General features: G+C 57.0%; 28 protein-coding genes. 13 read left to right on the top strand and 15 right to left on the bottom strand.

Translation table 11 applies throughout. The features are described 5' to 3' along the window. The first annotated feature begins 39 nt into the window (after nucleotides 1–39). Both YBN1229_RS14255 and YBN1229_RS14250 read left to right on the top strand, forming a co-directional pair. Nucleotides 40–543, top strand: coding sequence for a CinA family protein (locus tag YBN1229_RS14255; RefSeq protein ID WP_090230633.1), 504 nt, complete (start codon nucleotides 40–42; stop codon nucleotides 541–543). A gap of 25 nt (nucleotides 544–568) precedes the next feature. Further along, nucleotides 569–1,378 carry a pentapeptide repeat-containing protein gene (locus tag YBN1229_RS14250; protein WP_076605329.1) on the top strand — a complete coding sequence of 270 codons (810 nt, stop codon included), beginning with the start codon at nucleotides 569–571 and terminating at the stop codon, nucleotides 1,376–1,378. A 29-nt stretch (nucleotides 1,379–1,407) separates the two neighbouring features. Here the strand turns inward: YBN1229_RS14250 and YBN1229_RS14245 are convergent, their stop codons facing one another. From YBN1229_RS14245 to eno, 10 genes are all read right to left on the bottom strand, one after another. Next, on the bottom strand, nucleotides 1,408–1,881 hold the full coding sequence (locus tag YBN1229_RS14245) for a type II toxin-antitoxin system RatA family toxin (RefSeq protein ID WP_046478594.1): 474 nt from the start codon (nucleotides 1,879–1,881) through the stop codon (nucleotides 1,408–1,410). Between the two features lie 72 nt (nucleotides 1,882–1,953). Continuing rightward, entirely contained in the window at nucleotides 1,954–2,955 is a 1,002-nt protein-coding gene (gene lipA, locus YBN1229_RS14240; RefSeq protein ID WP_046478596.1) for a lipoyl synthase, read from the bottom strand. A 101-nt stretch (nucleotides 2,956–3,056) separates the two neighbouring features. Then, nucleotides 3,057–3,347: a hypothetical protein gene (locus YBN1229_RS14235; protein WP_046478597.1), complete on the bottom strand. Its 291-nt coding sequence runs from the start codon at nucleotides 3,345–3,347 to the stop codon at nucleotides 3,057–3,059. A gap of 38 nt (nucleotides 3,348–3,385) precedes the next feature. Continuing rightward, nucleotides 3,386–3,640, bottom strand: coding sequence for a GlsB/YeaQ/YmgE family stress response membrane protein (locus YBN1229_RS14230; protein WP_046478598.1), 255 nt, complete (start codon nucleotides 3,638–3,640; stop codon nucleotides 3,386–3,388). Nucleotides 3,641–3,791: 151 nt separating this feature from the next. Beyond that, entirely contained in the window at nucleotides 3,792–4,097 is a 306-nt protein-coding gene (locus YBN1229_RS14225; RefSeq protein WP_244464921.1) for a hypothetical protein, read from the bottom strand. 251 nt (nucleotides 4,098–4,348) lie between these two features. Beyond that, on the bottom strand, nucleotides 4,349–4,792 hold the full coding sequence (locus tag YBN1229_RS14220) for a hypothetical protein (RefSeq protein WP_046478600.1): 444 nt from the start codon (nucleotides 4,790–4,792) through the stop codon (nucleotides 4,349–4,351). 161 nt (nucleotides 4,793–4,953) lie between these two features. Continuing rightward, nucleotides 4,954–6,381 carry a dihydrolipoamide acetyltransferase family protein gene (locus YBN1229_RS14215; RefSeq protein ID WP_046478601.1) on the bottom strand — a complete coding sequence of 476 codons (1,428 nt, stop codon included), beginning with the start codon at nucleotides 6,379–6,381 and terminating at the stop codon, nucleotides 4,954–4,956. A gap of 27 nt (nucleotides 6,382–6,408) precedes the next feature. Next, complete coding sequence (locus YBN1229_RS14210; protein ID WP_052743959.1) at nucleotides 6,409–6,732, bottom strand: DUF5076 domain-containing protein; 324 nt, start codon at nucleotides 6,730–6,732, stop codon at nucleotides 6,409–6,411. A gap of 209 nt (nucleotides 6,733–6,941) precedes the next feature. Beyond that, nucleotides 6,942–7,262, bottom strand: coding sequence for an FtsB family cell division protein (locus tag YBN1229_RS14205; RefSeq protein ID WP_244466773.1), 321 nt, complete (start codon nucleotides 7,260–7,262; stop codon nucleotides 6,942–6,944). Between the two features lie 210 nt (nucleotides 7,263–7,472). Next, nucleotides 7,473–8,759: a phosphopyruvate hydratase gene (gene eno, locus YBN1229_RS14200; RefSeq protein ID WP_046478602.1), complete on the bottom strand. Its 1,287-nt coding sequence runs from the start codon at nucleotides 8,757–8,759 to the stop codon at nucleotides 7,473–7,475. 381 nt (nucleotides 8,760–9,140) lie between these two features. Here eno and YBN1229_RS14195 point away from each other — a divergent pair, with 381 nt between their 5' ends. The 7 genes from YBN1229_RS14195 to YBN1229_RS14165 all read left to right on the top strand — a co-directional run bounded on the left by YBN1229_RS14195 (nucleotide 9,141) and on the right by YBN1229_RS14165 (nucleotide 13,459). Beyond that, nucleotides 9,141–10,322, top strand: a complete 1,182-nt coding sequence (locus tag YBN1229_RS14195) for a porin (protein WP_046478603.1) — start codon at nucleotides 9,141–9,143, stop codon at nucleotides 10,320–10,322. Nucleotides 10,323–10,438: 116 nt separating this feature from the next. Continuing rightward, nucleotides 10,439–11,140, top strand: coding sequence for a 7-cyano-7-deazaguanine synthase QueC (queC, locus tag YBN1229_RS14190; protein ID WP_046478604.1), 702 nt, complete (start codon nucleotides 10,439–10,441; stop codon nucleotides 11,138–11,140). Further along, on the top strand, nucleotides 11,119–11,373 hold the full coding sequence (locus YBN1229_RS14185) for a hypothetical protein (protein ID WP_052743958.1): 255 nt from the start codon (nucleotides 11,119–11,121) through the stop codon (nucleotides 11,371–11,373). Before queC ends, YBN1229_RS14185 begins: the two co-directional genes overlap by 22 nt. A 59-nt stretch (nucleotides 11,374–11,432) precedes the next feature. Then, entirely contained in the window at nucleotides 11,433–12,062 is a 630-nt protein-coding gene (gene queE / locus YBN1229_RS14180) for a 7-carboxy-7-deazaguanine synthase (protein WP_046478606.1), read from the top strand. Between the two features lie 51 nt (nucleotides 12,063–12,113). Beyond that, nucleotides 12,114–12,500: a 6-pyruvoyl trahydropterin synthase family protein gene (locus YBN1229_RS14175; RefSeq protein WP_046478607.1), complete on the top strand. Its 387-nt coding sequence runs from the start codon at nucleotides 12,114–12,116 to the stop codon at nucleotides 12,498–12,500. Nucleotides 12,501–12,505: 5 nt separating this feature from the next. Then, a complete protein-coding gene (queF, locus tag YBN1229_RS14170; RefSeq protein ID WP_046478608.1) occupies nucleotides 12,506–12,964 on the top strand; it encodes a preQ(1) synthase in 459 nt (152 codons plus the stop codon). A gap of 186 nt (nucleotides 12,965–13,150) precedes the next feature. Further along, the gene (locus tag YBN1229_RS14165) at nucleotides 13,151–13,459 is read left to right on the top strand and encodes a hypothetical protein (protein ID WP_076605330.1); all 309 of its coding nucleotides are present in this window, start codon (nucleotides 13,151–13,153) and stop codon (nucleotides 13,457–13,459) included. 77 nt (nucleotides 13,460–13,536) lie between these two features. Here YBN1229_RS14165 and thrS read toward each other — a convergent pair whose 3' ends face one another. Beyond that, complete coding sequence (thrS, locus tag YBN1229_RS14160) at nucleotides 13,537–15,510, bottom strand: threonine--tRNA ligase (protein WP_046478610.1); 1,974 nt, start codon at nucleotides 15,508–15,510, stop codon at nucleotides 13,537–13,539. 448 nt (nucleotides 15,511–15,958) lie between these two features. Between thrS and YBN1229_RS14155 the strand changes: the two genes are divergently transcribed. Continuing rightward, nucleotides 15,959–17,137, top strand: coding sequence for a TAXI family TRAP transporter solute-binding subunit (locus YBN1229_RS14155; RefSeq protein WP_052743957.1), 1,179 nt, complete (start codon nucleotides 15,959–15,961; stop codon nucleotides 17,135–17,137). Nucleotides 17,138–17,201: 64 nt separating this feature from the next. Beyond that, nucleotides 17,202–18,467: a sel1 repeat family protein gene (locus tag YBN1229_RS14150; RefSeq protein ID WP_052743956.1), complete on the top strand. Its 1,266-nt coding sequence runs from the start codon at nucleotides 17,202–17,204 to the stop codon at nucleotides 18,465–18,467. Here YBN1229_RS14150 and yidD read toward each other — a convergent pair. Together yidD and YBN1229_RS14140 are read right to left on the bottom strand one after the other, a co-directional pair. Further along, nucleotides 18,464–18,856: a membrane protein insertion efficiency factor YidD gene (yidD, locus tag YBN1229_RS14145; protein ID WP_076605331.1), complete on the bottom strand. Its 393-nt coding sequence runs from the start codon at nucleotides 18,854–18,856 to the stop codon at nucleotides 18,464–18,466. The genes YBN1229_RS14150 and yidD overlap by 4 nt on opposite strands. 5 nt (nucleotides 18,857–18,861) lie before the next feature. Beyond that, nucleotides 18,862–19,344, bottom strand: coding sequence for an iron-sulfur cluster assembly scaffold protein (locus tag YBN1229_RS14140; RefSeq protein WP_046478611.1), 483 nt, complete (start codon nucleotides 19,342–19,344; stop codon nucleotides 18,862–18,864). Nucleotides 19,345–19,493: 149 nt separating this feature from the next. Between YBN1229_RS14140 and hisI the strand changes: the two genes are divergently transcribed. Continuing rightward, nucleotides 19,494–19,952 carry a phosphoribosyl-AMP cyclohydrolase gene (hisI, locus tag YBN1229_RS14135; RefSeq protein ID WP_046478612.1) on the top strand — a complete coding sequence of 153 codons (459 nt, stop codon included), beginning with the start codon at nucleotides 19,494–19,496 and terminating at the stop codon, nucleotides 19,950–19,952. 209 nt (nucleotides 19,953–20,161) lie between these two features. Then, complete coding sequence (locus YBN1229_RS14130) at nucleotides 20,162–21,127, top strand: patatin-like phospholipase family protein (protein WP_046478613.1); 966 nt, start codon at nucleotides 20,162–20,164, stop codon at nucleotides 21,125–21,127. Nucleotides 21,128–21,194: 67 nt separating this feature from the next. Here the strand turns inward: YBN1229_RS14130 and YBN1229_RS14125 are convergent, their stop codons facing one another. Together YBN1229_RS14125 and YBN1229_RS14120 are read right to left on the bottom strand one after the other, a co-directional pair. Then, the gene (locus YBN1229_RS14125; protein WP_046478614.1) at nucleotides 21,195–21,626 is read right to left on the bottom strand and encodes a CBS domain-containing protein; all 432 of its coding nucleotides are present in this window, start codon (nucleotides 21,624–21,626) and stop codon (nucleotides 21,195–21,197) included. A gap of 160 nt (nucleotides 21,627–21,786) precedes the next feature. Beyond that, nucleotides 21,787–22,515, bottom strand: a complete 729-nt coding sequence (locus YBN1229_RS14120) for a rhomboid family intramembrane serine protease (protein ID WP_046478615.1) — start codon at nucleotides 22,513–22,515, stop codon at nucleotides 21,787–21,789. Nucleotides 22,516–22,747 lie beyond the last annotated feature (232 nt).

Genomic DNA, 22,747 nt, shown 5'->3' with positions numbered 1-22,747 from the left:
TCGCGTCGGGTAGGGCGATAATGGAGATCGGTTCTGTCCATGCTGAATGCCGTGATGATAAAGGATGCGGTTCGCCTGGTGGGCGAATTGCGCGCAGCAGATCTCAAAGTTGCCTCGGCGGAAAGCTGTACGGGCGGGCTCATCGCGGCTGCATTTACGAGCGTTGCCGGCTCGTCGGAAGTTTTTGAGCGCGGGTTCGTTACCTATTCCAACGAGGCGAAGAGCGAGTTGCTCGGTGTTAGTCCTGCACTCATCGCAACGCAGGGGGCGGTCAGCAGGGATGTGGCGCGTGCGATGGCCCTTGGTGGTTTGGACCATGCTCATGCGGATATCTGCGTTGCTGTGACGGGGATTGCGGGACCGGGAGGCGGTAGCGCCACGAAGCCAGTAGGGCTTGTTTATCTTGCGGCAGCACGAAGGAACCGTGAGTGTATCGTGGAAGAGAAGCGCTTCGGTGATGTCGGCCGTAATCAAGTGCGTGAACTAACCGTCGCAGCAGCTTTTGATCTCGTTCGCGGTATGATCGCTGATCCTGACGCCTGAGGGTAAAGGTCGGAGATTTAATAAAATGGCTCTTGCTTGGTGTCGCGGTTTTAGAGGTTCAGCTATCGCTGGATGCTACGTGGCGGGGCTTTTTCTCGCTGGAACTGGCGTCGTCTTTGCTGCCGACTTCAGCGTGCGAGATATGACCGAGAGGCTTTTTGCGGCCGACGCAGGAACTCCGGTTGACTTTGCCGGGCATGATCTTTCGCAGCTTGATCTCGCAGGGCTAAATTTTAAGGCCGCGAAACTATCGGGAGCGGATCTGTTTGGAGCGGATCTGTCAGGCGCCGATCTCAGTGGCGTTGATCTGGTCAGGGCTCGTCTCGATCGTACTGTGATCATCTCCAGTCGATTTGTGCGCGCAAACCTTTCCGAGGCCAGTCTATTGCGGCCATCAACCTCAAATGAGCTTGTTCCTCGTGCTGGGGAGGCTGCAGATTTCACGGATGCGAATCTCACGAACGCGAAGCTGTTCGGGCGTTTTGACGGCGCGAGCTTCCGTGGGGCGAATATGTCAGGAGCAACTCTGGCACCATTCGGCCGGACAGGCTTTATCGAGAATATCTGGCGTAGCGATTTGCGGTCGGCCGACCTTTCGGGCGCCAACCTGACCGGTGCTAATCTCGGCCACGCGATGTTGGCCTTTGCGAAGCTGAGGGGAGCCAACTTGCGTGATGCACGATTGTGCGATGCGGATCTTTCCGGGGCCGATCTCAGTGGAGCCGATGTCGCGGGCGCTGACTTTACCGGCGCGATTTTAGATGGCGCCAAGCTCAATGACACGATCGGGTTGGCGCAGGCCATTGGGATGGCGAGAAAACGCGAATTGCAGTAGACGCCGTCGTTCCGATGCGGATTGAGCGTTCATCCGCTCGCTGAAGCGGCAAGGCCGTATGGGCCGTACACTTTGCGGGCCCGCTCTTCAAAAGCTTTCGTGAATTTGCGAAATGCTTGATCGAATAACGCGCCCATCAGCATCTGCAGCATCATCGATTTGAATTCGTAGGTTATATAAAAATCTACGTCGCAGCCGTCAGGCGCGTCGTGAAAACTCCAGCGGTTTTCGAGGTGCTTGAAGGGGCCATGGAGGTATTTGACAAGGATGCGGTTCTCGTTGGGCTCCAGCAAAACCTGGGTCGTCATGTTCTCCCGGATCGCCTTGTAGCCGACGTCCATGCGAGCAACGAGCATCGTATGGTCGGGGTGTTCGTCCCGCCGCGTGATGGTGAGATTCTCACATAACGGAACGAACTGCGGATAGGTTTCGACGTCAGCGACCAGATCGAACATCTGCTTGGCTGTCCAGGACATGCGATGTCGAGTTGAGAAGCTGGGCATGGGCCTTCGTGAGCCTGTAAATTTGATTGGCTCAGTTTCGAGCCTGTTCCGGTAACGATCCCGTCGTTCTTATCAGGGCGCAGGCGTTGGGCAATCGGCTGTTTGTCGCTGGTTGAGCGATTGCAGCTGAGCCTCGCGGGCAGCGCGTAGACGCGCGAAGTCCTCACCTGCGTGGTGGCTGGAACGCGTAAAGGGGCTTGCTGAAACGATCAGGAAGCCTTTCGTCAGAGCGATACGTTCATAGCTGTGGAATTCGTCGGGGTGCACGTAACGTTTCACCTCTGCGTGCTTCAGCGTGGGCTGCAGATATTGGCCAATGGTGAGAAAGTCGACATTCGCAGAGCGTAGATCGTCCATGAGCTGTTGGACTTCTTCGCGTGTTTCACCCAGTCCCACCATGATCCCTGACTTCGTGAACATAGAGGGGTCGAGTTCTTTGACGCGTTGAAGTAGGCGCAAAGAGTGGAAGTACCGCGCGCCTGGACGGATACGTAAATAGAGGCTCGGGACTGTTTCCAGGTTGTGATTGAACACATCGGGTTTGGCTGCCACGACCGTTTCAAGTGCGCCATCCTTGCGCAGGAAATCCGGGGTAAGGATCTCGATTGTTGTGCTGGGTGTTGCCGCGCGAATAGCTTCGATGACCTGAGCGAAATGAAGGGCGCCGCCGTCAGGTAGATCGTCTCGGTCCACGGACGTGATGACGACGTGGCGTAGCCCCAAGCGCGCAACGGCATCGGCGACGCGTGCGGGTTCGTTCTTGTCGAGCGGTAAAGGAAGGCCGGTTTTCACGTTGCAGAATGCGCAGGCGCGCGTGCAGGTGTCGCCCATGATCATCATGGTAGCGTGACGGCTCGTCCAGCACTCACCAATATTGGGGCAGCCAGCTTCCTCGCAGACGGTATGCAGGTTGTGTTCGCGCACTATGGCGCGCGTCTTGGCGAACGCGTCCGAACTGGGTGCCTTGATCCGGATCCATGACGGTTTGGGTAAGCGTTCCGTGTCAGGCCGGTGGGCCTTTTCCGGGTGGCGCGGGCGTTCCGGCGGCGAAACCTTGTCGATAACAGTAACCATGATGATCGGGGGCAAACCTATGTTGTGTGCTGTGACGCACTATTAGGTGGCTAAATAGGCCCTCCGATCAACCCCTCCGTCCGCCGTAGTCTCGTCCCCGTTTAGCGCGCAATCAGCCTTGCTAGAAGAACGACGATGATCGCACCAATGGTCGAGACCAGAATTTGCGTTCCGAACGGAACTTGACTGGTTACATCGGTGACCGAGGGTGGGAGAGCAATAACGCCCAACTGGACCAGCAGTCCGCCAAGAAGCGCGCCCAGGATGCCGACGATCAAATTACGGATCAGGCCCCCGCCGCCGAGCAGGAGACCAGCCAACCAGCCTGCAATCAGGCCGTTGATCACCATGACAACCCATGGGTTGTCGAGATAGACGAGCGCGTCTTCCATGGTATCGCCCCAGTTAAATCGATTTTGTTTGAAGCAGGTTAGGCGATCAGGCGGGCCAGAAGTACGACGACGATAGCGCCGATCGTCGCTGTGATGATCTGGCTCAGTAGTGCACTGCGTATGCCGAGGCGGATACCCAGCGCGTCGAAGAGATACCCGCCAACGAAGGCGCCGATCACACCGGTGACGAGATATCGGATCAGCCCGCCCCCGCCGACGACAATAGAGGCAAGCCAACCGGCGAGGATGCCGATCAGGAGGAAGATTAGAAGTTGCTGTGTTCGGCGGTCCATTGCGCGATTATCCCGTTGCCAGTTGATCAATTGAAGTCCCGGCTCGTCCGAAGACTAACGCACAGATCTCATGAGTACGAGGGAACGCTGATCACGCCCCCCGTTCTGATTGCTTCAACCCGACGTAGACAACATGGTGACGCAGAGCCGCTTACACGTGGCAGCGCGCACCCAAATAACTATTGAGAAGCGAGTTATAGCGGTTCGCGAGTTCGCGATCTTTTGAGGAGACGCTGCGTCCGGCATTTACAGCTTCTACCTTGGACGGAATTCCGCGTGCGTCCATGCGGTTGAGTTCCGCACGAATGGATTTGCAGCTTTCACCCGCCGGTAACGCTCTCGCACCCGGATCGCCGTAGCCACTGCCACCCTCATTGGCGCAACCAGCAATCAGCATCGCTGCTGCGGCCACGACCAAAAATTTCATGAAACGCGTGTCTGCAGTAGACTTCGACACGTCTCCCTCCGATTCGAAAGTCCCGTAATTAATAGCGGTTTCATCACAGCCGCAGCCGGTTAGCAAGGGCTCGCGGCAACGATGTGTCCTTGTTGCACCACAGCAAGCGTGCTGCTGGCTCGTGGATGTGTTTTTTGCTGAACTTATTGAGATTGCCGACGCTCGGAAATCGCTCAATTCGGAGGCAAAATGCACATTGGCGGGCCAGGAATCCGGCCCGCCAATGTGATGCGATCAAAACCGATGCGTTGTTATTGAGCTGCAGCGGCAGCTTGCTGGGTGTTTGTTGCGGTCGTAGCTGCTTGCTTGGCTGGCGCCGCCGTCGCTCCGGCTGCCGGAGCTGGTGTCGCCGCGGCTGCGGTTGTCGGGGCGAGCTTCGAGCACTTCAATTGAAACTCGCTGTTCGCCTTATCCAACTCGGTCAGTTTCGCGAGTGCTGAGCGCTTGATATTCACCGTCGAGCTTTTGCCACTGGAAATCTTTTCAACCCGATCCGGGGTTCCTTCCTGGCGCAACTCCTGGATCTTCGCCATGAGCTTCATGCACTCGGGGCTGATGCGATCACTCTCGGCAACTTTGGTTTCATTGCCGCCTAACGATCCGGTCGTCAGCAAACTGGTACCATCAGCGGCGCAACCACCGAGAGCTAGTGCGCTACCCAGCAGGAGTCCTAAAACGAGTTTGCCTTGATACATAGATCACCCCTAAGTCCCGTTATGTGTCACCGACTCCCCGTCGGACCGCTACAGCATCTGAAGCATGGCAGGTGAGTCGCCTCAAGGTTCAAAGCTACCTTGCGGTAGGCTTGCGTCGGACGATAGGTGGTAAAGTGTGGATAGGTGCGCGGCGTTGCGATTCAGACACTGAAGAGAGGAGTGCCGATCGGAGGGCTGAGCATGCTCATGGGCTCTTCGACTAAGGCCTTGATAGTTGCGAGCAATTCGGCGGCGACAGCGATCGGTATCGCGCGAACATCACATGTTAATGTGCAGTTGATTATCGACGCGCTGCGGATTTGGCCGTCAATTACTATTGGCCGGTGTTCCTTTGCCCCGAGGCTTAAGCTGAGCGCGCGTGGAGGTTCGACCACGGGTTCGAATGAGCGTACGCCATAGGCGCCGAGGTCAAGAATAACGGCGGCGGCACCTTCTAGTTCAGCTTGCTCCAAATTATTGGTGTGGGCGCGCTGCGTTAGGTCGATTACGGTTTCGGCAATCTCATCCAAAGTCAGCGTGTCGGCGTTACGTATGACCGGTGAGACTTGCAGTTCTGGAATAAGGACTGCGAAGGCGACGTCTGCTGTTTGATGATGCAGCAGCGCTTTTGGTGTCCACGTGACGTTCGCGGCTGGGATATCATAGAGCGCCAAGCCCAACGCCTTTGCGAAAACGACGCCAGGTGAAGTCGCGGCGGGCAGAGTGGCGAAATCTCCCGATTGACCGCTATGGACGCGTCGCAGGCGAGGCAAGCCATCCACGATGCAGTCAATCGTGAGGCGCGCGCACGGGATTTCCTGTGCCGCTCTTTCAAGCAAGGTGGCGCGCGTGGCCATATGTGGTGTCACGGGAGAGGAAGGAATCTCTCTGACTTTTGGCGGCGATGGTGCTGGACTCGCAAGTGAGGGCCTGATCTCGGCTTCCCACGCCGTCTCATTGGCGCTTGGCGACTTGTTGTGTTCAACTTGACGCCTCTTCGGTGCGGGCTTTTCGCTTGGCGTGTCTTGGTTCGCTTTGAGCGCAGCTTCGACATCCCGGCTAACAATCCGGCCTCCAGGCCCTGAGCCGCGCACCATGTCCAGATCAATGGCGTAGGTTTTTGCCAAGCTGCGCGCCCGGGGTGAAGCGAGATGCTTCGAGCAGCGCGAGTGAGTGTCTTGCGGTGGCTGCGTGGCCCTCTGTTCCCGTTGGGGGGCGGCTTGCCGTTGCGGTTCGGGAGAGGGTGTTCGCGTCTGTTGATTTTGAGGCTTGGTCGCACTGCGTCTCGGCGCATCGAGAGGTCGCCAAACTTCGTCAGTCGGCTCGCCGCTGCTCTCAACGCCGCTATCGTCGGGATCAAGAAGCGCCAGGGCAACGTTAGGCGGCATGCCCCACGTGTTCTCCGGCACCAAAATGCGCTTTATGCGGCCTGAGACAGTGGATTCGACCTCGATTGTCGCTTGTCCGGTGTCGATGTCGGCAATGATGTCACCAACAGCAATCTGCTGGCCGACGGACACGCGCCAGCGCATTAAGCGCGCGGGTGGCGTCCGTGGGGGTAGTGCCGGCAGCAGGATCTGGATGGGCATCGGTATCCCGGCTCAGAAACGGATGTATCAGTGCTCCGTGCGACCTTTTATCCGACCGGTCGTTCCTGGTTGGTCTGAATGAACGTGGCGGTCGAATGCATCATACATCTGGGCCAGCGCGTCGGAGCGGTTCATTTGGCCGTCCATCTCGACGGCATTGGCGACATGCTGAGCGACGTCGGCGAGGAGGCGGCCCCATTCGGATACATCATCATGGAATGTTTCGGGATCAAAGATAACGTGCAACGCCCCGTCAGCGACCCAGGCACGAAGGACCTCGATAGCTTCATCCGCCTCGACGACGCCGTCGGGTAGGTCGAGTTCCTCGGGGAGGTCGTCGTCGATATCCATTTGGGCAACTCCTCGGCGTATGTCGCCGCGCATCATTCAAACATGTCAGTCTTGGAACGTAGCAGACCATGCCGGGCTGCCGCGATCCATTGGACAATGATGCCTAACCCCGTTTCAAAATTTGCGCCAGTTGAACGGCACAAAGGGGCGGGAAGTCTTGAGGATATTGCCGTTGATAGCGTTGGAGGTAGCGCTTACAGGCGTCACCTTTACTCGCGGAGCACGATAATCCGGTCTGAGGGATGGGCGTAGCCCAGTACGCCGCGCGCAATCTCTTCGACGAGATCTGGGTGCGGCGGATTTTGATTGAGGAGTGCCACGTCGCGAGCCAGTGCCGACCTGGCGGCCTCGAGACTCTTGATCTCAAACTCCAACAGAGTGGAGCGATCGATCAATCTGGAGCGAGCCTCGAGACCGTGTCGGCCGTGGATCGCGTGGTGGGCGAAGTAAGCTGTGAAACTCAGGCAGGCAAGCAACACCGTAGCCTGCGACAGCTTAGGCCGCCTTACTTGGAAGGTGCGACGAGACACTTTGTTCGAACTCACAATACGCTGAAAAAGATTTGGAGTGGGAACCCCCCTGTCATAGCCTCCGCTGTCTTAAGAGCGTGTGAACAAGACCCAATTTTTTTGCAAATGCGCTCTGGGGTTAGGTGTAGATGATGATCTTTAAATGGAAAGCCCCGCGCGTCGTAGCGACTTGCGGGGCTTTTGCTTGTTTCGAGCCTAATCTATGATAGCTTAACTCCGTCCAGCGCGGATTACGCTGCGGCCGGCGTATTGAGCTACGTCCCCAAGTTCTCCCTCAATCCGGATTAACTGATTATACTTCGCCAGGCGGTCTGAACGGCTGAGCGAGCCTGTCTTGATCTGACCTGCATTGGTCGCAACTGCGAGGTCGGCGATCGTTGAGTCTTCAGTTTCTCCGGACCTGTGGGAGATCACGGCCGTATATCCAGCGCGCTGGGCCATGGCGACCGCATCGAGTGTTTCTGTCAGGGACCCAATCTGATTAACCTTCACTAGAATGGAATTGGCGATGCCTTTTTCGATTCCTTTGGAGAGCCGCTCGGTATTCGTGACGAATAGATCGTCGCCTACTAGTTGGCAGCGATTGCCAATCAATTCGGTCAGAGCTAACCAACCGTCCCAGTCGTCTTCACCCATTCCATCTTCGATCGAGATGATGGGATAGCGGTTGACGAGATCAGCGAGATATTGCGCCATTCCGGCGGAATCGAGCGTTTTGCCTTCGCCGGATAGGTTGTATTTGCCGTCTTTGTGGAATTCGGTTGCGGCGCAATCGAGCGCGAGCATGACATCCTCGCCCGGCTTGTAACCGGCCGCTTCAACGGACTTCATGATAAAGCTCAAAGCCTCGTCTGCGGACTTAAGGCCGGGGGCGAAGCCACCCTCGTCTCCGACGTTCGTGTTGTGACCGGCGGCACTCAAGTTTTTCTTTAGAGCGTGGAAAATTTCAGCTCCGGTCCTGATGGCGTCCGCGCATGACGGTGCGTTGACCGGCATGATCATGAATTCCTGAATATCGATCGGATTGTCCGCGTGTGCGCCACCGTTGACGATATTCATCATGGGAACGGGGAGAACATGGGCGGTGACCCCGCCAATGTAGCGATAAAGCGGTAATTCTGACGCGGTCGCTGCGGCGCGCGCTGTTGCCAGGGAGACGCCAAGAATGGCGTTCGCGCCGAGGCGGCTTTTGTTTGGCGTTCCGTCAATCGCTATCAACGCCGCGTCGATACCGCGTTGGTCTTCAGCATCCATGCCTACGAGCGCGTCGAAGATCTCTCCGTTCACAGCGTCAACGGCTTTGGTTACGCCTTTGCCATTAAAGCGTGAGGCATCTCCGTCTCGCAGTTCCACAGCTTCGTGTGCGCCCGTTGAAGCGCCCGAGGGTACTGCTGCGCGGCCCATCACTCCGTCTTCAAGAATGATGTCGACCTCAACGGTAGGATTGCCGCGGCTGTCGAGGATTTCGCGACCGATGATGTCGATAATTGCCGTCATTCTTGCTCCTTAATCGCCGTCTCGACGATGCGTCTGCCCAAGCAGGTTCAGTTCTTAAGCGTCAGTTTTGGGGAAATTCCCTCAACTCGAAGCGCATTCTTAGCCGAGGCGGTGCGTGTCGGGCTAGGGGCTTTTACGCCCGTCTTTTCGGACTCTCAGAGACCGTAGCTCTGCTGATCGCGCCAGAGTTAATCGGTCGTTTCGACAGGGATAACTGTATCGTATTCGCCACAGGCGTCTGATCCAAGCACCACAAGCGGTTCTTGATCCATATCGAATCGCCTATGCCTTCATCGGAAGCCGGTCTGCAGTAGAGTTTTTATGTTGAGTGGCCGGGGGCAAGTTCATAAACAGCAAAAGGCCTCGCGCGGGGAAAACCACATGACGGAAAAAATCAAAACAACGGCTCTCGGTCTTGTCGCCGGTGCCAGCTTACTGGCTCTTACAGCTTACACGGCGCCAGCTAGCGCTGCCGACCTCGGCGGTGACTGCTGCGCAGACCTTGAAGAGCGCGTTGCAGAACTTGAAGCAACGACGGCTCGTAAGGGCAACCGCAAGGTAAGCCTGGAAGTCTATGGCCAGGTCACGACCGCCGTGATGTGGTGGGACGATGGTTTTGAGGACAACGTCTACGTCGTTGATCCGCAGACCTCTAACACCCGTTTTGGGTTCCGCGGTAAAGCGGCGATCAATTCCGACCTGGAAGCCGGCTACAACATCGAGCTGGGTTGGCAGACGGCCGACGCTACGAAGGTGCGCGAAGACAACGACGAGGGCGCGGACATCCCCGAGTTCCGTCAGGCGCACTGGTACATCAAGAGCAATACCTGGGGTAAAGTTCGCGTCGGTTTCGCCGACACGGCAAACTCGGGCATCGCGGAAATCGACCTGTCGAACGCCAGCGTTGCTGACGGTATGTCGTCCTCGCAGGCTGGCTCGGCCATCATGCAGAACGACATGGGCGGCCCGGCATTCGGCAACTACGAGTTCAACCGCGCTAACGTTGTTCGTTACGATACGCCAACCATGGGCGGTTTCGTAGTGTCGGCTGCTTGGGGTGAAGACGACCTTTGGGACGTCGCTCTGCGCTATGCCGGTGAGCACGGTGGCTTCAAGATTGCTGCAGGTATCGCCTACGGTGAGAACACGGATCGCAACAATGGCGCTGGCCCTACGGATGATCCGGCTATTGAAGTCCTGAACGGTGGTTTGTCCATCATGCACATGCCGACGGGTCTGTTCGTCACGACCTCGGCCGGTACACGTGACGCCGATGACTTCGCTGATGAAGAGCACTTCTGGTTCTTGAGCGGTGGTCTTGAGCGTAAGTGGTTCACGATCGGTAAGACGACGCTGTTCGCCATGGGCGGTGAGCAGGAAGATCGTTCTGATCGTACAGCGACCTTCTGGGGCCTTGGCGCTGTCCAGAAGATCGACGCTGCGGCGATGGATCTTTACATCAGCTATCGCCACTACGAGCTGGACGGCGGCACGGCTGGACTTGTCGATCCTAACGAAGATAAGTTCGACACCGTTGTCGGCGGTGCACGCATCAAGTTCTGATGTAACGATAAATATTTGGGTCCCCCGACCCAAACTCTTAAAGGGCTGCCATTGGCAGCCCTTTTTTCTTACATTGGGCCAAAGTCCGAACATGAGGAGTTTGAGGGTGGGCGGCGATGCTCGATAGTGCGTTGGTGTTATTCTCGGGTGGCCAGGATTCCACCGTTTGCTTAGCGTCAGCGCTGGACCGCTTTGAGCGCGTTGAAACGGTCGGGTTTGCTTACGGTCAACGGCATGCGCTTGAGCTTGATGCGCGATTGAGGGTGCGCGCGCGCATATCGGAGCTGAATTCGCGTTGGGGTGAGCGGCTCGGAGACGATCATTTCCTCGAACTGCCTGAGTTTGGCAAAATCAGCGATACGGCTCTAACGCGTGACCGCGAAATTGAAATGACGGTGGCCGGATTGCCGTCAACGTTTGTTCCCGGACGCAATTTACTTTTCTTTACGTATGCAGCTGCCGTTGCTTATCGGCGCGGCATTGAAGTGCTCGTTGGCGGTATGTGTGAGACCGACTATTCCGGCTATCCAGATTGCCGTGCAGAGACGCTCGACGCGCTGGAGAAGGCGATTTCGCTCGGTATGGGGCGAACTTTTAAGATTGATACGCCGTTGATGTTCATCGATAAGGCGGCGACCTGGGTCATGACGGAAGAACTTGGCGGCGCGCCGTTGGTCGACCTGATTATCAACGAGACACATACCTGCTACCTCGGAATACGAGGCCGGCTGCATGAGTGGGGCTATGGCTGCGGACATTGTCCGGCTTGTCAGCTGCGGCAGAAAGGATGGGAAAAGTGGCAAGCCGCAAAGAGCTAATCCGTGCGATTGACCTGATCCTTTCAGGTGAAAACGACAAGGCTCACGCCATCGTTCAAAAGAACGATACAGATGCCAATGCCTGCTACATCCACGCCGTTCTACATCGCCTCGAAGGCGATAAGGAAAATGCAAAGTATTGGTACGGGCGGGCAGGCCATCATGAGTGGCCGGCTTCGGATCCAGAAGGGCAGTTGCTGCGCCTTCGAGACGACCTGCTCTTTCAACCCTGATTTGTGCAAGTCATTCGGCCCACTTGACATGGCCGTCACGGCTGGCAACTGCTTGCGCCATGTATCACGTCAAAGAAATATTTCTCACGCTGCAGGGAGAGGGCGCCAACGCTGGCCGGGCTGCCGTGTTTTGTCGGTTTGCCGGCTGTAACCTCTGGTCGGGACGTGAAGTCGACCGGAGCGAAGCGACCTGTCAGTTCTGCGATACGGACTTTGTCGGTACGGATGGCACGGGGGGCGGCCGATTCGGGACTGCCCCGGATTTGGCCTCAGCGATCTTGTCCAATTGGGCTGGCGGGGAGAACGAGCGTTTCGTCGTGCTGACTGGCGGTGAACCGATGCTTCAGGTTGATGCCGCGCTGATTGATGAGTTGCATCGACTGTGTTTTGAGGTCGCAATTGAGACCAACGGGACGTTGCCAGTTCCTGATATCGTTGACTGGATCTGTGTAAGTCCGAAATCCGGCGCAAAACTGCAGCAAATTCATGGGCATGAGCTAAAATTGGTCTATCCGCAGCCGGGTCTCGATCCAGAGGATCTTGCATACCTTGACTTTGGGCATAGGTACGTTCAGCCCATGGATGGCCCTGATCTTGCGGCCAATACCGCCGCGGCGGTGGCTTACTGTCGCAAACATCCAGAATGGCGATTGTCGTTGCAGACGCACAAACTGATCGGCATCGCCTGATTGGTAGGTCAATTGCTGGTAATGGCTGAAAAAATCTCTTAGAGACGGCTTATGCGAATATATAAGGACTTCAATTTCGAGGCGGCGCACTACTTGCCCAGCGCTCCTCCTGGCCATCCAAATTCCCGCATGCACGGGCACTCATTTCGCGCGCGTATCTGGGTGGAAGGAGAGCCGGATGCGCATAGCGGCCTCGTGTTCCATTTCGACGAGCTTTCGGGGGCGATCGCTGATGCGCGCGAAGCGCTAGACCATCGGCTTTTGAATGATGTCGAAGGCTTGGAAGCGCCGACGCTTGAGCGCATCACGATCTGGCTCTGGAACCGACTTGCCAATCGGGTGCCAGGTTTGGCGCGTGTCGAAGTCGCACGTGATTCCTGCCAGGAAGGCTGTGTCTATGATGGACCCGATCGACGCATGCCACTGGCGGCGGAGTAAATAATATGGGCAGCAAACCAGACGTAACGCTACTTGGCCATGCGGCAGCTATTCCTCAGGCTCCGGAAGAGGCTGTCCTTGAGCGTGTAGAAAATCCACATGTGGACACCCATTACCTTGCACGGTTTACGGCGCCTGAATTTACATCCGTGTGTCCCGTGACTGGCCAACCCGACTTTGCGCATCTGGTTATCGATTATGTGCCTGATGCTTGGCTCGTCGAATCAAAGTCTCTCAAGCTGTATCTGACGTCGTTTCGTAATCATGGAGCGTTTCACGAAGATTGCACCGTGACGATCGGCAAGCGTATCGCTGATCTGATCGCTCCCCACTATCTGCGCATCGGGGGATATTGGTACCCGCGCGGGGGCATTCCCATCGACGTATTCTGGCAGGTTGGCAAATGTCCAGAGGACGTGTGGCTTCCCGATCAAGGAGTAGCTCCTTATCGAGGTCGCGGCTAAGGGCGGACAGATAAATCAATTTTACGCCCGAATTAGCCCAAAATTTGTGCGCTAATTGCTCATTATAAGTCCTGTCTGTAGGCGGCTCTTCATGCCGCAGGCAAATAATTGTAACTCGGCGACGGATTTCGCCGGGTCCAGACGTTCTGCCCGTACGCCGGGAAACGCCAAAGGAGAGAGTACCTCATGAAAAAACTACTCGCGGCGGCCATCGGCCTGTTCGCACTCGGTGCTGTTGCCACCAGTAGCGCCAGCGCTGCTCCGCTTTCGGGTGCCAATGGTTTGGCGGCCAAAACGGAAACCAGCAACGTGATCCAGGTCCATGGCCGGCACCGTGCGTGCAGGCTCGACCGGCGTGGCTGGCACCGTTCGTATCATCGTGGTTCGCGTAGCTGGTGCCGGCCGCGGTGGAAGCGTCACCGCCATCATCATCACCGTTGGCACAAGCGCCGGCACCACCACAAGCACCACCACCACCGGCGCCATCGCCACTAAGTTTTGGTGCTTTCCAAAAAAGATTGGGCCCAGTGCGACGACGTCGCGCTGGGCCCTCTTTCTACCAGGTTGTGCCCTTACGCAGGTTCTTTGACCGGGGCTAGTTCCCTGCGTTGATCAGGCGCAACAGCTTCACGTGTGAGCACACCGATCGCTTCGGACAGCGGCATAACCTGCTGTGCCTGACTTCCTAACCTGCGGATCGATACCTTGGCTTCTTCGGCTTCCCGCTTGCCGACGACGAGGATTACCGGAATTTTCTGCAGTGAGTGTTCGCGGACCTTCAGATTGATCTTCTCATTGCGTGTATCGATCTCAACGCGCAGGCCTGCGGACTGCAGTTCTGCGACGACTTCGCGTGCGTAATCGTCGGCCTCCGACACAATCGTCGCAACGACGACCTGAACCGGTGCGAGCCACAGCGGGAAATGCCCGGCATAGTTTTCGATCAGAATGCCCGTGAAGCGTTCCAGCGAGCCAAACATGGCGCGATGGATCATCACCGGTGTCTTTTTTTCGCTGTTGGCGTCGATATAGAATGCGCCCAGGCGACTGGCCAGATTGAAGTCGACCTGCGTTGTTCCACACTGCCAATCACGCCCGATGGCGTCACGCAGGACGTACTCAAACTTAGGACCGTAGAAGGCACCTTCCCCAGGATTGATGCTGGTTTTAATGCGTCCGGCGCCTTCGCGTTCAATACGTTCCAGAACCTTGGACATCACTGCTTCGGCGCGGTCCCACAAGGCGTCATCGCCAACACGCTTTTCGGGTCGCGTCGAAAGCTTCACGACGATTTCTTGGAAGCCGAAGTCTTCATAGATCGACAACATCAGCTCGTTGATCTTCAGGCATTCGTCTTCGAGCTGATCCTCGCTGATGAAGATATGCGCGTCGTCTTGCGTGAAGTGACGTACACGCATGAGCCCGTGCAAGGCTCCGGATGGTTCATAACGATGGACTTTGCCGAACTCAGCAATCTTCACGGGTAAGTCGCGATAGCTTTTCAGGCCATGCTTGAAGATCTGCACATGGCCAGGACAGTTCATCGGCTTACAGCAGAAGACGCGCTCATCGGGCAACGTCGTGGTGAACATGTTCTCACCGTAGTTTTCCCAGTGGCCCGATAGCTCCCAGAAGTGCTTTTCCATCATGTCGGGCGAATTCACCTCGACATAGCCGGCATCTGCCTGGCGGCGGCGCATGTAAGAGATCAGGGTCTGGAACAGCGTCCATCCTTTAGCGTGCCAGAATACAGAGCCCGGTGCCTCTTCCTGGAAATGGAACAGGTCCATCTCGCGGCCGAGGCGGCGGTGGTCGCGCTTTTCGGCCTCCTCTAGCATCGACAGGTAGTCTGCAAGTTCCTTATCGCTCGCCCAAGCCGTTCCGTAGATACGTTGCAGCATGGGATTGTTGGAATCGCCGCGCCAATAGGCCCCAGCGATCTTCATCAGCTTGAAGGACTTGCCGATTTGTCCGGTTGAAGCCATGTGCGGCCCGCGGCACAAATCGAGCCAGTCGCCTTGGCGGTAGATCTTAAGATCCTGCCCCTCGGGAATGGCGTCGACCAACTCAACCTTGTAGCTTTCGCCCTTGCCGTCAAAGTACGACTTGGCCTTGTCGCGGCTCCAAATCTCCTTTGTGAAGGGAGCATTGCGCGCGATGATCTCGTGCATTTTTGCTTCGATTGCAGCCAGATCTTCAGGATGGAACGGTTCGTTCTTGGCGAAGTCGTAATAGAAGCCGTTGGCGATCACCGGACCAATCGTTACCTGAGTGCCCGGATAGAGTTCCTGCACAGCTTCCGCCATGACGTGCGCGGCATCGTGCCGGATAAGTTCCAGCGCCTCAGGATCCGTGCGTGTGACGATGCGCACCTGAGTGTCTTCATTAATGGGATCTGACAAATCACTCAGTTCACCATCGCGAACAATGGCGACGGCCTTTTTTGCGAGTGATTTGGAAATGGCTTCGGCGAGTTGAGCGCCTGTGATGCCCTTTGGGTAGGAACGTGCGGCACCATCGGGGAACGTAAGAGTAATATCGGCCATTAGCTGGGCCCCTTCTCTCAATCGCTGCATACCAAGCAGGTAAGATGGGTTGGACGTTGTCGCGTCGCGAGCCGCATTCAAACTGCTGCGGGAGGCTGGCATCTGCGCGGCAGGCGTGCGCCATGTCAAGGCCTGCGCGGCAGTTTGTTGGTTCTTTGGCCCGGTAGTCTCATATGGGAACGCAGGGAGATCAAAGCTACGAGATCAACGTGCGCCGAGGCGCCGCGGCGCGGGACCTTACCTCTGAAGCGATCACGAGATCGCCCAGCTCCTGCCACACATTCTCCTTCTCCGCGTCGAAAAAACGCCCCCAGGCTGGCACCACCTAGGGCACGGAAAGGCAAAAGGTTTTTGCCGTTTGCTGACTGTGGTTGTCGGGGCCACACGAGTTTTGGCAGGTTGGGGAGCCTGCTTGAGTAGTGTTTGCGTACAGGGGCGCGCGTAAACGATGGGCTTCAATTCCATTGGTATGGGTGGTGGGTATCTCACCGCGGCTGCTGGATTTGGTGTGTCCGCACGGATTTTTGCTGCTGTTGTTTTCTCGTTCGCAGTATCCCTAACTGCTTCGGCTCAGCCAGCGAGGTCTCCAGCTGCCGGGAAGAGCGGTGGCAACGTCGATGCACAGGCTTTTGTCAGTCGCGTCGCGTCGACTGACGATTTGAGAAATAGACAGTCTCTGACTCTCCTTGCTGGCAGCTCTGGTAGCACCGCTCTGCAAATGGCGCAGGATGCCTCCATCGTTCTCGGTGGTGCGGACGATGTCCGCGTGCTCCCGATTGTCGGGAAGGGCGGACCACAGAACATCTCCGATTTGCTGTACCTGAAGGGTATCGATCTTGCGATTACCCAATCAGACGTCCTGGCGGCTTTGTCCCGTGGAGAGCTGGGCGGTGACATCAAGAGCGAGCAGATCGCCTACATCGCCAAGCTGTGCAATGAGGAGCTTCATGTCGTAGCGCGCGGTGACATCGGCGATCTGGGTGAACTTACCGGTCGTGCTGTCAACTTCGGCGAACACGGCAGTGGGACGCAATTTTCAGCGCGGCGCGTTTTTGCGGCGCTCGGCATTGAAGTGCGCGAAGTCAATTTGAGCCATGCCGACGCAATGGAACGGCTCCAGCGCGGTGAAATCTCAGCGCATGTTTTTCTCGGAGGCAAACCTACTCCAGATGCGCTTGTGATGGAGCGGATTGAGGGCCTTCGCCTTCTGCCCATTGCATATCCGCCGTCATTGGAGGCTGATTACCTTCCCGCCAAGCTGACACATGCGGATTATCCCGATCTGATAGGGGAGGGACAAAGCATAGATACGGTCGCGGTTGGTGCTGTTTTGACCGTCGTGAATTGGCCCGCCAAGCACGAGCGCTATCAGTTGTCGGCCCGGTTTGTTGAAGACCTGTTCGGTAATTTGAAAGGGCTGCGTGAGCCCGCGCGGCATGCGAAGTGGCATGAAATGAATCTACCGGCGCCTGTGCCGGGCATCGTTCAGTTCGGGCCCGCTAAGGCTTGGCTTGAGCGAGTACTCACCGGTGCCCGCTCGAAAGCTTCAGCGACGCAATCTTCGTCGCGCCAATCTGAGCTGACGAGCCGGTCGAGTGGGGGAGAGGCGGAGAAGCGGTTGCGCTAACCGGGTTGTCCGCAATGCGCTCGAGCTTGGTTCGAGGTGCAATTACCAAAGACTGGGGAAGTACATGAGTTATTCGTCAGGGACATCACAAGACAGCTCGATCAAGGCGCTCTTACGCCGGCTCGACGCCGTGGACCCGCTCGGCGATGAGTGTATCCGTTCCGATCCCATGCAGGTATTGCGTGAGGCTCGTATGAAGGTTGCTGCGCAGGCCTCGCGCAATGATGAGGAACGAGAGACTTCGGATATTGAGGACGGCGAACTCGTTGGCGAGTTCGTTGGTGTCGCTCCCTGGCATGAAATGAGTTCCATCGACGTTTCATCATCATCCGCGGTGAACGACATCAACTCCGAGCGCGAGCCTAGTAAAGGGGAATTGGTCGTTGTCGAAGCTGTAACGGATCAGGTTGTTCGGTCGCGACGTTGGCCGCTTATTGCCGCCGGTTTGGCTATTGTTGTCGTGTGTGCGGGGGCTACGTTTGTGTACGAGCCGACACTGATTAGTGGGCTCGAACAAGCTGGGATTGAGTTGTCTTCCATAATGTCAAATCCAGCAGCAAGTGAAGCGCCACCAATGAAGGCGGCGTCCGTGCAAGATCCTGTCGTTGAGGGTGTCGGTCGCTTTACCATTGCGGCGTTCAGCTTGGTCGGCGCAAATGCGGCGAATATGTCAGCGGAGCCTCGTGCGGAGAACGCTAACTCTGAGATGACCGTCTTAGCGCAGCGGGATGAGACTGCGATCGCCGCTGATGCTGGTGATGAAGTGCGTCTGCCGATTGAACTTAGTCCGGCTCATGGTACTGGCGAAGTCGCGGCGATTGTGCTGCGTGGCTTGCCCCCGGACTACAATGTGGCAGGCGCTATGCCGAGCGGAGATAACAGCTGGGTTCTTTCACCGGATAGCCTGGATGGTGCTCGCATTATCGTGCCGCCGGGCGGGGCTGGCGATGTCACTGTAACTGCCGAACTTTTCGACATGTCGGCCCAGCCGATCGGTTCGCCGCGCTTTATTCTCAAGGTCAAACCGACTGAGGTGACCCGCAGTCTTGATCCTCAGCGCGCACAGGCATTGCTGGCAAGGGGCCGTGGCCTTTTGCAAGCTGGAGACATCAGCGGTGCACGGCTCTTGTTTGAAATGGCTGCGGAGAGCGGTGTCGCGGAGGGCGCGTATGCCTTAGGCGAAACGTTTGATCCGCTTCAGCTTGCTGCTCGCGGCGCAGTCGGTCTGACGGGTGATGCAGCGCGTGCGCGCTTCTGGTATGCGCAGGCCTCTGAAAATGGGGTTGTCGCCGCGAGAGAACGGTTGGCCACGCTGGAGGCAACCAACTAGTCGTTCCGGTGTGGCCGGGATAGCGACTCCGTTGGGCTGGTCCACTGCTCCTCCATATGAGCGCCCGTCCAGCGGCCGTATCTCCATGGCGCAAATGGATGGCGTTCGGTGGAAATGTCCGGCACCGGATCGTAGCCGGCAGATCCGCCCGGCCGGCAGCGGGCCAGGCGAGATAGAGTCAGCCAAAAGCCGCGCCAAGCGCCATTACGATCGATTGCTTCTAGTGCGTATTCGGAGCATGTCGGCAAATGTCGACAATGCCAGCCGAAGAACGCTTTGAAGGTATAGCGGTAGGCGTGGATCGGCGCTTTCAGCAGCAGGCCTGCCCAACCTGACCTTCTGTCGGTAGGGGTGTTAGGGCTGTGATCGTGCTGCTTACAAGTGTTCAATCGGATCAGGTCTCCGTTGTGGCTGCCGTTGTCGGCTGCTCACCAGACTTTCCATGTTCGCCTTCGGCTTCATTGATGGCTTTGCGTAAGGCATCGAAGACAAGCAGTGTTGACGCGTGCCGCGCTTTGTAGTCACGCACCGGTTCCAGAACAGCAAGGTCGGCCCAGCGCCCCTGGGGAGGAGGGCCGTCCTCCTTGAGCATGCGGCGCATGGTCTCCGCGATGTCCGTAAACTCCTCGATTGGGGTGCCGATAATTTCTCGTCCGACGACGGAGGCGGCGGCTTGTCCCAGAAGACAGGCTTTCACCGTTTGCCCGAAGTCGACGACACGGCCATCGGATAACTTCACGTCGACATCGATCGTGGAGCCGCACAGCTTTGAGTGCGCGGATGCCCGTGCGTCAGGATCCGCGAGGCGTTCGGTGCGCGGTATTGCTGCGGCGAGTTCGAGGATCCGCGTGTGGTAAATTTCATCGAGGTCGGCCATAGAAGTCCCTTCGGCTACGCCGATGGCGGAGGATTAGTCCTCCCGCCCAATTCAATCACTATATAGGAGATGGTGCAGGTTGACTCTTGGCGGGTCAATTTGCGGGTTCCTCCTGTATGTAGTGCCGGTCAAGGCGGAGGGAAGCGATTATGTCTCTAATGGGTCCTGGCGAGGACAAAAGCAACTTGGAGGAGGGGCTGGCATTTCAGCCGCGTTTTGACGGCGCCGGCGTCATCCCGGCCATCGTCACAGACGCGGACACTGGGCAGGTTCTAATGTTTGCCTTCATGAACGCGGAAGCTCTGCAGCTGTCCCTCGAGACGGGAATAGCACATTTCTGGAGCCGATCCCGAGGACGCCTCTGGAAAAAAGGCGAAGATAGCGGCAACCGGCTTCAAATTATTGAGATGCGAACGGATTGCGACCAAGACGTTATCTGGATGCAGGTGCGGATCGAAGGGCATGGGGCGGCTTGCCACACGGGGCGACGGACCTGTTTTTACCGGCGCGTCGTTTTCGAGTCTGAGTCCGACGTTAAACTCGTTCCGAGCGATGACACCCGATTGTTCGATCCTGAGACAATTTATAGCAAACCTGAAGGAAAATGATCTGTGTGGAAGGCAAAATCTTGAGAGGGTGCGTTTAGGGGCTATGGTTGATGCGGACTAGCGCTGCGTTAATCTTATTGCGGTATTGTGCTTAATCTCGATTAGTACCTCCGTTTTGCTTGCATGAACTCGGTACGCAGACGGTTTGTCGTGCCCAAAGCAGCAGAACGGGAGACGAACACGGTAGCTGTAGGCTCTGGAGACGTTTTATGGAGTACGGCAAGATCGGTTTGGCCCTTGGCGGCGGTGCCGCACGCGGCTGGTCGCATATTGGCGTGATCCGAGCTCTCAGCGCTGCCGGTATCGAACCTGACATCATTGCAGGCACTTCTATCGGAGCTGTTGTCGGTGGCTGCTATGCGGCGGGCCACCTTGACGATCTCGAGGACATGGCCCGAGGGCTGACCGTTCGGGGTGTTTGGAATTTCCTCGATTTCAATCTGGCGGGTACGGGTCTCATCTCTGGAACACGGCTCAATTCGCGATTGAAAAAGGTTTTCGGCGATGTGCGTATCGAAGACCTCGATTGTAAATTTACAGCAGTTGCCACGGAGATCGGGACGGGTCATGAAATTTGGCTGTCTCGTGGAGAACTTGGAGATGCGGTTCGGGCCTCTTATGCACTTCCAGGCGTTCTTAAGCCGGTCAAACTCAATGGGCGTTGGCTGTTTGATGGTGCGTTAGTCAATCCTGTTCCGGTTTCTGTTTGCCGGGCGCTGGGCGCGCGCTATGTCATCGCCGTTAATCTGAATTTCGACCTGTCGAGCCGTGGGACGACCGCCGCTCAGTTTGATCTTTCTGAGGTGGTCGAGGACGAAGAGGCGGAGCCTCTCGCGGATATCGCCCCGCGCAGTTTTTCCAATGGCTTTGGTGCGCGCAGGCTGCTGCAGCGGCAGATCTTCGGAAAAGGCGACAAAAGCGTTCCGGGGATTTCTACGGTTATGGTCGATGCTTTCAACATCGTTCAGGATCGCATTGCGCGCTCCCGGCTGGCTGGCGATCCGCCGGATGCGATGATCAGCCCGCGTCTGTATGGCTTCAATCTGTTTGATTTTCACCGCGCCTCCGAACTTATTGATCTCGGACGGCTCGCGGCGGAACGTGAGTTGGAAACAATACGTCAGGAAATTTCTGTGCGACGTCAGCTCGGTCGCCTCAAGGCTGGGGTCGCATAACATCGGACCTGTCGTAGATCTGGCCGGTGCCTTACGCCACCGGCCAGAATAATTAATCCGAAGCATTTCAGCCGGTGGCCAGATATCCCTGCATTGCTGACACTTGCATTTCCACCTCGGCGAGATGGTGTTTTACGACGTCGCCAATGGACACGACTCCGACGAGTTCTCCATTCATGACGACTGGAGCGTGACGGAAACGACCCTTGGTCATCATGCCCATTAATTCGTCGAGGGTAACGCTCTCTTCGCAAGTTACGACGCTCTTGGTCATAACAGTGGAAACCGGCGCGCGAAGTACTCCTTCGCCTGACGCGGCTATGGCTCGAACGATGTCGCGTTCGGAAATGATTCCGATTACAGTGTTGTCGTCATTGACGATGACGAGAGCACCAATTCGCTTAGCAGCGAGTTGAGAGGCAATCTCCAGCAGTGTTGTGTCTGCTCCGGCCACTGCTACAGCACGGCCTTTGGCCTTTAAAACTGCGGCTACGTTCATTTACAGGCACCTCCAATTCAATGGGTCGCCGCCCTTGCCTTTTGTAATTTGTTGCATATGGCAAGACTGCAAACCCGGTCGGTGCGTTCCGTCAGTTAACGGAACGCCCTGGTTCCCTCCGGAGGTGCATGGTGCGACGATACGACAAAAGTCGCAAGCGTCAGTTGACGAGATAGGGGCGAGGCCTACTCGTAGGCGCGCGGTTGTCGAAGAAGCCAAAGCACAAGAAGCCCGCCGCGTAGCCACCCACGTGCGCTTCCCAGGCGATGCCACCGCCGCTGTCGACGCCAGGTATACCAAGGACGCTGAGAGCGTTAAGCAGAAGCCAGATTGCGGTGACGGCAATAACGCGTTTGTCCGTTAGGGCTTGGTTCAAGCTCATTAGCGGGACGCTGTGGGGAGCCTCGCGCAGAGCTGCGAAATTGTGCCGGTCGATCGCGGAAAACAGGAAGCGCATGACGCCCCCCATCATTCCCGAGACGGCTCCGGAGGCTCCGACGACGGGAACCAGTTCACCAAAGTGGAACGCTAAAAACGTTAATGCTCCGATGACGCCCGTAAAAGCTGTGAAGGCAAGAAAGCGGGGTCCGCCGATACGCAGAGCGATTGCGCCTCCAAAAGCCAGAAACCACGCCGAGTTAAACATCAGATGGGTGACATCGCCATGGACAAGCATGTGCGTAAGGAACGACGTGATGGAAGCGATTTCCCCACCCGGCAACTCTGCGGCGTAGCCTGAGTAGCGCGCAGGAACGAAGGCCATGGCGACGGTCAGCCATTCTTCCTGATCCACAGGCAACATCTGCCGTACGATATGGACCGCAATGAAAATCGCGATGAGCGCCAGCACTGAGTTTGGGACGTTGAAGATTGGCTGGTGATATCGCACTTAAAGTTCCTTTCGCGGGGGGCCGTTTTACGTGTCGCGAGCTTTGAAGCGTTACAGCCAGCCCGCGCCTTGGACAAGCTAATCCCCTTAGTTGTACCGGAGTTGAACGCGGCGCGTCGGACCCTATCTGGTCCTCGTTCCTTATTAGGCAAGATTAGACAAGTGTTGTTCGGGGTGCGGGCCTCTTTTCGCTGTAGTGCGGAGGCTGGCATGGAAGGTGCTCAATCAAGGC

It is taken from the genome of Candidatus Filomicrobium marinum (genome assembly GCF_000981545.1).
In the GTDB taxonomy this organism is placed as follows: Bacteria; Pseudomonadota; Alphaproteobacteria; order Rhizobiales; family Hyphomicrobiaceae; genus Filomicrobium; species Filomicrobium insigne.
The sequence above is the reverse complement of the archived record's forward strand: the minus strand, read 5'-3'. Positions and strand labels throughout refer to the sequence as shown.

What these genes read in the sequence shown, in the direction of transcription:
- YBN1229_RS14235 (WP_046478597.1), bottom strand. Translation starts at nt 3,347, where the DNA reads ATGGAAGACGCGCTCGTCTATCTCGACAACCCATGGGTTGTCATGGTG.
- YBN1229_RS14195 (WP_046478603.1), top strand. Translation starts at nt 9,141, where the DNA reads ATGACGGAAAAAATCAAAACAACGGCTCTCGGTCTTGTCGCCGGTGCC.
- YBN1229_RS14220 (WP_046478600.1), bottom strand. Translation starts at nt 4,792, where the DNA reads ATGTATCAAGGCAAACTCGTTTTAGGACTCCTGCTGGGTAGCGCACTA.
- YBN1229_RS14140 (WP_046478611.1), bottom strand. Translation starts at nt 19,344, where the DNA reads ATGGCCGACCTCGATGAAATTTACCACACGCGGATCCTCGAACTCGCC.
- YBN1229_RS14250 (WP_076605329.1), top strand. Translation starts at nt 569, where the DNA reads ATGGCTCTTGCTTGGTGTCGCGGTTTTAGAGGTTCAGCTATCGCTGGA.
- YBN1229_RS14210 (WP_052743959.1), bottom strand. Translation starts at nt 6,732, where the DNA reads ATGGATATCGACGACGACCTCCCCGAGGAACTCGACCTACCCGACGGC.
- YBN1229_RS14130 (WP_046478613.1), top strand. Translation starts at nt 20,162, where the DNA reads ATGGAGTACGGCAAGATCGGTTTGGCCCTTGGCGGCGGTGCCGCACGC.
- YBN1229_RS14165 (WP_076605330.1), top strand. Translation starts at nt 13,151, where the DNA reads ATGAAAAAACTACTCGCGGCGGCCATCGGCCTGTTCGCACTCGGTGCT.
- hisI (WP_046478612.1), top strand. Translation starts at nt 19,494, where the DNA reads ATGTCTCTAATGGGTCCTGGCGAGGACAAAAGCAACTTGGAGGAGGGG.
- lipA (WP_046478596.1), bottom strand. Translation starts at nt 2,955, where the DNA reads ATGGTTACTGTTATCGACAAGGTTTCGCCGCCGGAACGCCCGCGCCAC.
- queE (WP_046478606.1), top strand. Translation starts at nt 11,433, where the DNA reads ATGTATCACGTCAAAGAAATATTTCTCACGCTGCAGGGAGAGGGCGCC.
- queF (WP_046478608.1), top strand. Translation starts at nt 12,506, where the DNA reads ATGGGCAGCAAACCAGACGTAACGCTACTTGGCCATGCGGCAGCTATT.
- YBN1229_RS14230 (WP_046478598.1), bottom strand. Translation starts at nt 3,640, where the DNA reads ATGGACCGCCGAACACAGCAACTTCTAATCTTCCTCCTGATCGGCATC.
- YBN1229_RS14255 (WP_090230633.1), top strand. Translation starts at nt 40, where the DNA reads ATGCTGAATGCCGTGATGATAAAGGATGCGGTTCGCCTGGTGGGCGAA.
- queC (WP_046478604.1), top strand. Translation starts at nt 10,439, where the DNA reads ATGCTCGATAGTGCGTTGGTGTTATTCTCGGGTGGCCAGGATTCCACC.
- YBN1229_RS14155 (WP_052743957.1), top strand. Translation starts at nt 15,959, where the DNA reads ATGGGCTTCAATTCCATTGGTATGGGTGGTGGGTATCTCACCGCGGCT.
- YBN1229_RS14215 (WP_046478601.1), bottom strand. Translation starts at nt 6,381, where the DNA reads ATGCCCATCCAGATCCTGCTGCCGGCACTACCCCCACGGACGCCACCC.
- YBN1229_RS14150 (WP_052743956.1), top strand. Translation starts at nt 17,202, where the DNA reads ATGAGTTATTCGTCAGGGACATCACAAGACAGCTCGATCAAGGCGCTC.
- thrS (WP_046478610.1), bottom strand. Translation starts at nt 15,510, where the DNA reads ATGGCCGATATTACTCTTACGTTCCCCGATGGTGCCGCACGTTCCTAC.
- YBN1229_RS14125 (WP_046478614.1), bottom strand. Translation starts at nt 21,626, where the DNA reads ATGAACGTAGCCGCAGTTTTAAAGGCCAAAGGCCGTGCTGTAGCAGTG.
- YBN1229_RS14245 (WP_046478594.1), bottom strand. Translation starts at nt 1,881, where the DNA reads ATGCCCAGCTTCTCAACTCGACATCGCATGTCCTGGACAGCCAAGCAG.
- YBN1229_RS14175 (WP_046478607.1), top strand. Translation starts at nt 12,114, where the DNA reads ATGCGAATATATAAGGACTTCAATTTCGAGGCGGCGCACTACTTGCCC.
- eno (WP_046478602.1), bottom strand. Translation starts at nt 8,759, where the DNA reads ATGACGGCAATTATCGACATCATCGGTCGCGAAATCCTCGACAGCCGC.